Raw genomic sequence first — 9862 nt, 5'->3', positions numbered from 1 at the left:
AACTCAACCCCCTCGCCCCGCTTCAACACCGCGTACACCACCGCCGTCAGCACGCTCCCCGCGACAATCGCCAGCAGGTACAACAGCGCGTGGTTGATCGCGTTCGGGATCAACATCACGAACAGCCCGCCATGGGGCGCCATCAGCTTGCAGCCGAAGTACATCGACAGCGCCCCGGTCAGCGCGCCGCCGGCGATGCTCGCCGGGATCACCCGCAGCGGGTCTTTCGCGGCAAACGGAATCGCGCCTTCGGAGATGAAGCACAAGCCCAGCACCAGCGCCGCCTTGCCCGCTTCGCGCTCGCTCTGGGCGAACTTGCGGCGGGCGAGGAAGGTGGCGATGCCCAGGCCGATCGGCGGCACCATGCCGGCGGCCATGGTCGCGGCCATCGGTGCATAACTCTGCGACGCCAGCAGCCCGACCGAGAACGCGTAGGCCGCCTTGTTCACCGGCCCGCCCAGGTCAACGCACATCATCGCGCCGAGGACGATGCCGAGCAGGATCGCGTTGGTGGTGCCCATGCTGTCGAGGAACTCAGTCAACCCGGCGAGCAACCCGGCCACCGGCTTGCCGACCACATAGATCATCACCAGCCCGGTGAACAGGCTGGCGAACAGCGGAATCAACAGGATCGGCTTGAGCGCTTCAAGGCTGGTCGGCAGCTTCAGCCAACGGCTGATGGCCTTGGCGCTGTAGCCGGCGAGAAAGCCGGCGATGATGCCGCCAATGAAGCCCGCGCCCAGCGTGCTGGCCAGCAGGCCGCCGATCATCCCCGGCGCCAGGCCCGGCCGGTCGGCGATGGAATAGGCGATGTAGCCGGCGAGCAGCGGCACCATCAGCTTGAACGCCGCCTCGCCGCCGATCTGCATCAGCGCCGCCGGCAAAGTGCCCGGCTCCTTGAAGGCTTCGATACCGAAGACGAACGACAGGGCGATCAACAGACCACCGGCCACCACCATCGGCAGCATGAATGACACGCCGGTGAGCAGGTGCTTGTAGACGCCGGTCTTCTCGTTGCTCGCCTGCGCCGCCTGGGCGGTGGCGGCGTTTTCTTCGCGGGCCTCGGCGAGGGCTTTTTCCAGCGTGGCCCTGGCCTGCTTCAACGCCACGCCGGTGCCGCAGCGGAAAATCCGTTTGCCGGCGAAGCGCCCGGTGGGCACGTCGATGTCGGCGGCCAGCAGGACCACATCGGCCTCGGCGATCGCCGCGGCGCTCAGCGGATTGCGCGCACCGACCGAGCCCTGGGTTTCCACGCTCAACTGCAGGCCCATCTGTTGCGCGGCCTGTTGCAGCGCCTCGGCGGCCATGAAGGTGTGGGCCACGCCCGTCGGGCAGGCGGTGACGGCGACCACCTTGGCGGTCTTGGCCTGGGTTGGCGGGGCGACGTCATCGGTCGGGTGATAGACCGCCGCGTTGTCGGCCGCCTCGCGCAAGAAGTTATCCACATCCCGCAACGCCCGCGCCGGGGTGCTCTGGAACAGGCGCTTGCCGGCGAAACGCTGCAACGCCAGCGGCCCGGTGGCGACCACCAGCACCCAGTCGGCATCGGCGATCACCGCCGCCGACAACTGCCGCTCGGGATGGGCCGGGTCATGCACCTCAACGCTGGTGCTCCAGCCCAGGCGCTGGGCGGCGGCGTCCAGCAGGCGGGCGCTCAATACACTGGACACCTGGCCGTTGGGGCAGGCGGTGACGATCGCGAGTTTCATTGTTCACCCTCTTGTTCTGCGCTCGGGGTCTGAATGCGGACTTCTGTTTCGAAGCGCGCCAGTTGCGCGCGGTCGTTGATGCCGAAGCCGATCTGGCTCACCGCCTGGGCGGCGATGGCGGTGGCGCGGCGCAGGGTCTGCTCCGGCGCTTCGCCCGCCAGCAGGCCGTGGACCATGCCGGCCAGCAGCGAATCACCGGCGCCGACAGTGCTGGCGACCGTCACCTGTGGCGGCAGCCCTTGCAGCACCGCGCCGCGGCTGAACCAGTTGACGCCCTGTTCGCCCTGGGACACCACCACATGCTCGATGCCCTGTTCGATCAGCCGTTGCGCCGCCGCCCGCTGCTCGGCAAAGCCGTGCACCGGCGTGCCCAACACTTCGCCCAACTCCTCGGTGTTCGGTTTGACCAGCCACGGCACGGCGCGCAGGCCGGCTTCAAGGGCGGCGCCGCTGCTGTCGAAAGCGACTTTCAGGCCCATGGCCTTGAGCCGGGTCAGCAGCGCTTCCAGCCACTGCGGGCTGATACCGCGTGGCAGGCTGCCGGCGACCACCACGGCGTCGTGTCCGGGGGCGAGTTGGTCGAGCCGGTCGAGCAGCGCCTGGCGCGCCGCTTCGTCCACCTCCGGGCCCGGGCCGTTGATGTCGGTGACCTCCCCGCCGTGTTCCACCAGCTTGATATTGCTGCGGGTCTCGCCCGGCACGCGGATAAAGCCGTCGACGAAGCCGCGACGCTGCATCAGCGCCTCGAACGGCGCCAGGTTGTCCAGGCCGAGAAAACCACTGACGCTCAGCCCGTGACCGAGATCGGCGAGCACCTGGGCCACGTTCAGGCCCTTGCCGGCGGCATGGCTGTGCTGGGCCGAGGCGCGGTTGACCGCGCCGGTGCGCAACGCCTCCAGGCTCACGGTCACGTCCAGCGCCGGGTTCAGGGTCAGGGTCAGAATCTTGGCCATCACTGCGTCTCCACCAGTGCCCGCACATCGCCGGCACTGCCCAGGCTCAGCGCTTTTCGCGCGAGCATCCGGGCGTGTTCAATACTCAGGGCGCGCACCTGGGCCTTCACTTCGGCAATGCCACGCGGCGCCACGCTCAATTCATCCACATCCAGCCCGACCAGAATCGGCACCGCCTGCGGATCGCCCGCCAGTTCGCCGCACACGCCTACCCACTTGCCATGGGCGTGGGCGGCGCGCACGGTCATGTCGATCAGGTTGAGCACCGCCGGGTGCAGGCCGTCGGCCTGGGCCGAAAGGCTCGGGTGGCCCCGGTCGATGGCCAGGGTGTACTGGGTCAGGTCGTTGGTGCCGACACTGAAGAAATCCACTTCCGCCGCGAGGACCGGCGCCAGCAGCGCCGCCGACGGCACTTCGATCATGATCCCGACCTGCAGGTCGGCGACCGGAATCTCGCCGCGCAAGCGCTCGACCATCTGTCGCGCCTGACGCCATTCCTCCACCTGCCCGACCATCGGGAACATGATCCGCAACGGCCGCTCGCCCGCCGCACGCAGCAGGGCGCGAAGCTGGCTTTCCATCACGTGCGGACGTTGCAGGGTCAGGCGGATGCCGCGCACGCCGAGGAACGGGTTTTCTTCCTTGTCGATCGGCCAGTACGGCAGCGGCTTGTCGCCACCGACATCCAGGGTGCGCACCACCAGCGGGCGCCCGCCGAGGCCGTCGAGCACGCGGCGGTACTCGGCTTCCTGGGTGGCCTCGTCGGGCAATTGCGGATGGGCCATGAAAATCAGTTCGGTACGCAGCAGCCCAACGCCTTCGGCGCCTTGCTCGACCACCTTGTCGATGCCGCTGCTTTCACCGATGTTGGCGAAGACTTCCACCGCATGGCCGTCGCGGGTGATCGCCGGCTCGTGGCGGGAGGCGTGGGCCGCGCGCAGGCGCTCTTCGCGCTGCTCGCGCTCGGCCAGGGCCTTTTCCAGTTGATCCGCGGCCGGCGCCACGGTGACACGCCCGCGCTGACCGTCCAGCAGCAACGCCGTGCCGGGGGCGAGCAACAACACTGCATCGCCAGCGCCGACCACCGCGGGAATGCCCAGCGCCCGGGCAACAATGGCGCTGTGCGCGGTGGCGCCGCCGCGGGCAGTGAGAATGCCAGCGACCCGCGCCGGGTCCAGGCGTGCCACGTCGGACGGGCCGACCTCGGCCATCACCAGCACGTAAGGCTGCTCCGGCTCGGGCGTTTCGCTGATGCCACAGAGTTGCGCCAGCACGCGGCGGCCAACATCACGCAGGTCCGCCGCACGCTCGGCGAGCAACGCATCCTGCAATGCTTCCTGCTGCCGCGCCGCCGCGTCGATCACCGCCAGCCAGGCGGCCGGGGCGCTTTCGCCCTGGCGCAGGCGCAATTCCACTTCGTCGCCGAGGCCGGGGTCGGCGAGCATTTCCAGGTGGGTGATGAAAATCTCGCGGATCGCCGTGGCCTGGCTGCGCTGGACCAGCCCGTCGATCTCGGCGCGCACCCGGGCCAGTGCGTCTTGCAGACGCTGGCGCTCCAGTGCCGGGGATTCGCCACGCAGCGGGTAATCGAATGTCTGCAACAGGTGAACATGCGCCGGACCGCTGGCGATGCCAGGCGCGGCGGCGATGCCCTGGAGCGTCGAGCCGTCGGCGGGCTTCACCTGCGCGGCCAGCGGCGCGGGCGCGTCGATCGCCACCTGGGTGACGGCGGGCAGCGCTTCGACCTCTTCGCCGAGGCCGCTTTCGACGGCCGCCAGCAAGGCCGGCAGGGCGGCGGCGATGCTCGGCTCGACACTGAATTCCAGCACCTGGCCACGGCGCGCGCCGAGGCTCAGCAGCTTGCTCAAGCTCTTCACCGAAACGGCGGGGGCGTTGCCGTCGACCACCAGCACCCGCACCTCGCCGTCGAATTCCTTGGCCAGTTGCGCAAGGATCTTCGCCGGACGCGCATGCAGGCCGTGAGGGTTCGCGAGGGCAATGCGGGCGCTCGGCCAATCGGTCGGTACAGCGCCGCCCAACATGCCCAGCACGGTGCGAACGTTACCGGCACGCAACAAGTCTTGGCCCCGCCCCTCGACCAACAGGCCGCACAGGCGTTCGAGCACGGCCTGATGCGCCTCGCCTTGGCTGGCGAGACAGAACAGGCCATTGATCGGCTGGCCCTGATGGCGCAGCGGTTGTTGCGGCGTGACGAAGGCCAGTCCCGGCTGGCGCACCGCCTGCGCGCTGTGCAGCCACCACAGGCCGTCACCCAGCGACAGCGGATCGACCTGCTGCAAGCGGCCGGCAAAATCACCGTCGACGCACTCCACACGGCGCAACAGCCGAGCGCCTTGCCAGAGCAGGTCGTCGAAATCGTCGGCGGGCACGCCGAGGCCAAGGGTGCGCTCATCCAGCAGCAGCTCGCGCGGCGCGCCCTGCAACAGGTGCAGCACCGCTTCGGCGCTGTCGGCGCGGCTCAGAGCGTCAGCCATGTCGGCGTCGCCGAGGGCGCGGGTAAGTTGTTGCAGCAGGAGCAGGTGCTCGTCGGAGCGCGCGGCAATGGCGATGGCCAGGTAGACGCGCTGGCCGTCGCCCCAGTCCACGCCCTCGGGGAATTGCATCAGGCGCACGCCGGTGACGTGCACCAGGTCGCGGGTCTGCGGCGTGCCGTGGGGAATGGCGATGCCCTGGCCGAGAAAGGTCGAGCCCTGCGCTTCGCGGGCCTGCAGACCGGCCAGGTAACCGTCGGCAACCAGCCCGTCGCGCACCAGGTGTCCGGCCAGAAGCTGCAAGGCGGCCGACTTGTCCACAGCAGTCTGGCCCATGGATATCTGCGCCGTGGTGAACTCGAGCATGACCGTCTCCTTTGCAACGCCGGGACGGCGTCGAGGTTATTGTTGTTGAGGTAAAAGCATAGGGCCAGCAATCATCTGATCCTATGGCAAGCGCTTGGTGCGGCAGTAAAATCGCTTGCTGAAACGTTTAATCCATAAATGGAGTGCACGTTACTCGATAACCTGCGAACAATGAAGTCCCTTCGTGCCGGACAATTGCGACAATGGTCGTCTGCGCCAAAGGCTCAGGATCGGCGACAATGCGCGGTCAGGCTTCGCAGCCAGTCCCGGTATATAACAAGGAAAATTCGGTGAAACTCAGCGATATAGCCCGTCTGGCCGGTGTCTCCGTGACCACCGCCAGCTACGTGATCAATGGCAAGGCCGAACAGCAACGCATCAGCAATGCGACCGTGGAACGTGTCCGCGCGGTGGTCGAAGCCCATGGCTTCACCCCCAACCCGCAAGCAGCGGGTCTGCGCAGCCGGCATACGCGGACACTCGGCTTCATCCTCCCCGACCTGGAAAACCCCAGCTACGCCCGCATCGCCAAGCAGCTTGAGCAAGGTGCGCGGGCCCGCGGTTACCAGTTGCTGATCGCCAGCAGCGACGACCAGCCCGACAGCGAGCGGCAATTGCAGCAACTGTTCCGCGCCCGCCGCTGCGACGCGCTGTTCGTCGCCAGTTGCCTGCCGCCCAGCGACGACAGCTACCGCGAGCTGCAGGACAAAGGCATGCCGATCATCGCGATCGACCGCAGCATGGACCCGAAGGCGTTCTGCTCGGTGGTCAGCGACGACCAGCCGGCCAGCCTGCAACTCACCGGCAGCCTGCTGGAACTGGCGCCGTCGAACATCGCCCTGATCGGCGCACGCCCGGAACTCAGCGTCAGCCAGGCCCGCGCCAGCGGTTTTGACCAGGCGCTGCACGCGTTCACCGGCAAGGTCAGCCAGTACCAGGGCGAGGCATTCAGCCGCGAATGCGGCCGCGAATTGATGAGCCAGTTGCTGGCCGACCTGGGCGGCCTGCCGGATGCGCTGGTGACCACCTCCTACGTGCTGCTGCAAGGGGTGTTCGACGTGCTGTCGACCCGCCCGGCCGACTCCCGCACCTTGCACCTGGGCACCTTCGGCGACACCCAGTTGCTCGACTTCCTGCCGCTGCCGGTCAACGCCATGGCCCAGCAACATGGCCTGATCGCCGAAACCGCGCTGGAACTGGCCCTTGCCGCCATCGAACAGAAGCAGTACCAGCCGGGCATTCACGCGGTAGCGCGGACGTTCAAGCAGCGGATCTTCAAAGGCTGAGCATGCGCCTGATCGACACCCACACCCACCTGGACTTCCCCGACTTCGACGCTGACCGCCGCGAGCTGCTGGCGGCGGCCGAAGCGGCCGGGGTCGAGCGGATGGTGGTGCTGGGAGTCTTCGAGGCCAACTGGCAACGGGTGTGGGATCTGGTCAAGGCCGAGCCGTCGCTGTACGCGGCGTTCGGCCTGCACCCGGTGTACCTCGACGCGCACACGCCGCAGCACCTGACCGCGCTGGGCGACTGGCTGAGCCGCCTGCGCGGCGATCCGCAACTCTGCGCCGTGGGCGAATTCGGCCTGGATTACTACCTGCCGGAGCTGGACCGCGAGCGTCAGCAGGCGTTGTTCGAGGCGCAACTGCAATTGGCGGTGGATTTCGATCTGCCGGCGTTGCTGCATGTGCGCCGCAGCCATGCGGCGGTGATCGCCACGCTCAAGCGGTTCAAACTGCCTCGGGGCGGGATCATTCATGCGTTTGCCGGCAGCTATGAAGAGGCGCGGGAATATGTCCGCCTCGGCTTCAAGCTCGGCCTTGGCGGCGCCGCCACCTGGCCGCAAGCGCTGCGCCTGCACAAGGTGCTGCCGCGTTTGCCGCTGGACAGTGTGGTGCTGGAAACCGATGCGCCGGACATGGCGCCAGCGATGTTTCCGGGGATCAGGAACAGTCCGGTGCATTTGCCGGAGATTGCGGCGGCGCTGGCGGGGATCATGGGGATTGGGGTGGAGGTACTGGCGGAGGCTAGTAGCCGCAATGCCTGTGAGATGTTTGGCTGGGATTAAGGGCCCTATCGCTGCGGTTCGGCGCCCCGACAAGCCAGCGATGAGCCCTTCGAACTAAACCCTGAACGCCCCGATCAACTGCTTCAACTCCATCACCTGCGCACTCAACTGCCGGCTTGCATCCTCGGTCTGATGCGCGCCCTGGGTGGTGTGCTCCGCCGCGCGGTTGATCTGCACGATGTTCTGGTCGATGTCATGGGCCACCGCGGTCTGTTGTTCCACCGCCGCAGCGATCTGCTGGTTCTGGTCGACGATCATGCCGATCGCGCCGAGAATATTTTCCAGCGCCTGTTGCACCTGCTGCGACTGACTCACCGTCCCCGCCGCCATCTGGTGGCTGCTGTCCATCGCCCGCACCGCCGCGCCGACGCCGTTTTGCAGGCGCGAGATCATTTCGTCGATTTCACCGGTGGACTGTTGGGTGCGCTTGGCCAGCGTGCGCACTTCGTCCGCCACCACTGCGAAGCCCCGGCCCTGCTCGCCCGCCCGCGCCGCTTCGATAGCCGCGTTGAGCGCCAGCAGGTTGGTTTGCTCGGCGATGCTCTTGATCACTTCCAGCACCCGGCTGATGGCCTGGCTGTCGCTGACCAACTGGTTGATCACCGCCACCGACTGATCGATCTCCGCCGCCAGCCCGGCAATGCTGCCCTGCTGCGACTCGACCAGGCCACGGCCGGTGACCGTCTCCTGGTTGACGCTGTGGGCGCTGCTCACCGCCGCCGCCGCGCTGCGCGCAACTTCCTGGGCGGTGGCGGACATCTGGTTCATCGCCGTGGCGACCTGCTCGATCTGCCCGCGCTGGCCGCTCACCGCCTGGTTGCTGCGTGACGACACCACATGCACCTGCTCGGCCTGGCGCTCGACTTCGCTGACGGTCTGACCAACCCGCTCGATCAGGTCGTGGATGCGCCGCACCGTGCCGTTGAACACCTGGCCCAGTTCACCCAGTTCGTCGCGGCTCTGGGCCTGGAAGCTGACCGTCATGTCGCCGGCCGCGACTTTGTCCATCACCGCGCCGAGGCTGCTCAGGGTGTTGCGGGTTGAGGCATAGAAACCGCTGTAGAGGTAGACAATCAGCAGGAACACCGTGGCCAGCGCCGCCACCAGCAGGATCATGTGGCTGCGGTATTCGCCCAGGCGCTGCTGCAATTGCTGGTCGAGAAAGGCCACGGTGGCGTCGTTCAGTTCGTAGGTGCGAGCCATCAGGTCGCTGGTCTGCTGATAAAAGCTCGTCCACGGCGCATCGAGGGTTTCGGCCACCACCACCTGGCTTTCGAACAGCTCGCTGGCCTGTTTCAGCGAGGCCTGGCTGCTGGCGGCCTGGGACCCGAGACGAGCCTGGGCCTGCGCGTCGCCGGCCAGCGCATCCTGGACCTTGAGGGCGTAGTCGGCGGCGAGTTTGTCGAGTTGCTGCAACAGGTCTTCGAAGCGAGTGCTGGCGGTGGAGTTGATAAAGCCCTGTCCCAGCGAATAAGAGCCCATGGCCCGGCCTTCACCGAGCATCTGGGTGACTTGCGGGGTCACCGTGGTGACCAGTTCGCTGAGTTGGCGCATGGCGCTGTCGTCGTCCTGGCTCAGGCCCGACTGGCTGGCGACCACCCGTGGCAGGGTCTGGGCCTGGGATTGCAGCTTGTCGAACAGGGCGACCTGCGCCTGCAGCGAGCTTTCCGCCTGGGCGGCCGTCAGGGCGCTGGCCAGTTCGTCGCGTTTGCTGGTGAATGCCTTGGCCAGCGCTTCGTCGGTGCTCACCGGCTGCAGCGCGGCGAGCCGCGCCTGGGCTTGCTGGCCCAGCGTGGCGATGCGTGCCTCGATGTCCTCGGCCTTGCCCGCCTGACCAAGCACGGCGTTGATCTGCACGAGGTTGCCGAGGGTTTCGAGATCGGCGCGCAGGGCGAGGCTGCCGCGCAGCAGATCGAGGCTCTGCAGCTCGACGCGGGTCGCATGGAATTTGGCGTAGGAATCGCTGACCAGATAGAAGTTGGTCACGAGCATGGGCAGGAAGAACATGACGCTTATCAGACTGAACTTCATCCCGAAGCTCAGGCGATTCATCAACGCAACGGCCGGACGGAGCAGGCTCTTCACTGGGCGTCTCCTTCGATTTCTTATTGTTGTCTGGCGCTATGGCAGATAGCCATTTACCGCGCTTATGCAACTGTATAGCGCATATCGAAGAAGAGGTTTGTAACTTAAGGTAAAGCGACTAGCGGGTCATTATTGGGACCGGGAGCCGCATTAGAGACCATCGCGAGCAAGCTCGCTCCTACAGCGTGT

Annotated in this window: 6 protein-coding genes and 1 pseudogene; 2 read left to right on the top strand and 5 right to left on the bottom strand. The window is 67.0% G+C overall.

From position 1 onward, the window contains the following. From NTD88_RS13905 to ptsP, 3 genes are all read right to left on the bottom strand, one after another. On the bottom strand, positions 1-1709 hold a 1709-nt coding region (locus tag NTD88_RS13905; protein WP_262191731.1), incomplete at its 3' end, for a PTS fructose-like transporter subunit IIB. Next, positions 1706-2662 (bottom strand): 1-phosphofructokinase, encoded by a 957-nt coding sequence (gene pfkB / locus NTD88_RS13900; RefSeq protein WP_262154255.1) that lies wholly within the window; start codon positions 2660-2662, stop codon positions 1706-1708. The genes pfkB and NTD88_RS13905, both read right to left, overlap by 4 nt. Then, entirely contained in the window at positions 2662-5520 is a 2859-nt protein-coding gene (ptsP, locus tag NTD88_RS13895; RefSeq protein ID WP_262154256.1) for a phosphoenolpyruvate--protein phosphotransferase, read from the bottom strand. The genes pfkB and ptsP overlap by 1 nt, the downstream gene beginning before the upstream one ends. Before the next feature lie 290 nt (positions 5521-5810). On the opposite strand from ptsP, the gene cra reads away from it, so the two are divergent. After that, the gene (cra, locus tag NTD88_RS13890) at positions 5811-6806 is read left to right on the top strand and encodes a catabolite repressor/activator (RefSeq protein WP_262128042.1); all 996 of its coding nucleotides are present in this window, start codon (positions 5811-5813) and stop codon (positions 6804-6806) included. 2 nt (positions 6807-6808) lie between these two features. Beyond that, positions 6809-7588 (top strand): TatD family hydrolase, encoded by a 780-nt coding sequence (locus NTD88_RS13885; protein ID WP_262154257.1) that lies wholly within the window; start codon positions 6809-6811, stop codon positions 7586-7588. A 54-nt stretch (positions 7589-7642) separates the two neighbouring features. Here the strand turns inward: NTD88_RS13885 and NTD88_RS29240 are convergent, their stop codons facing one another. Beyond that, entirely contained in the window at positions 7643-8347 is a 705-nt protein-coding gene (locus tag NTD88_RS29240) for a methyl-accepting chemotaxis protein (RefSeq protein WP_410017032.1), read from the bottom strand. Between the two features lie 150 nt (positions 8348-8497). After that, positions 8498-8704 (bottom strand): annotated as a pseudogene (locus NTD88_RS29235) (HAMP domain-containing protein); the annotation flags it as partial. Positions 8705-9862: the final 1158 nt, after the last annotated feature.

The sequence above is a fragment of the Pseudomonas sp. 20P_3.2_Bac5 genome (genome assembly GCF_025466035.1).
In the GTDB taxonomy this organism is placed as follows: Bacteria; Pseudomonadota; Gammaproteobacteria; order Pseudomonadales; family Pseudomonadaceae; genus Aquipseudomonas.
Note: the sequence above shows the minus strand (reverse complement) of the source record. Positions and strands in the feature narration are given on the sequence as shown.

Excerpts from the sequence above, each read along its gene's own strand:
- pfkB (WP_262154255.1), bottom strand. The coding sequence starts at position 2,662 with ATGGCCAAGATTCTGACCCTGACCCTGAACCCGGCGCTGGACGTGACC.
- ptsP (WP_262154256.1), bottom strand. The coding sequence starts at position 5,520 with ATGCTCGAGTTCACCACGGCGCAGATATCCATGGGCCAGACTGCTGTG.
- NTD88_RS13885 (WP_262154257.1), top strand. The coding sequence starts at position 6,809 with ATGCGCCTGATCGACACCCACACCCACCTGGACTTCCCCGACTTCGAC.
- NTD88_RS29240 (WP_410017032.1), bottom strand. The coding sequence starts at position 8,347 with ATGTCCGCCACCGCCCAGGAAGTTGCGCGCAGCGCGGCGGCGGCGGTG.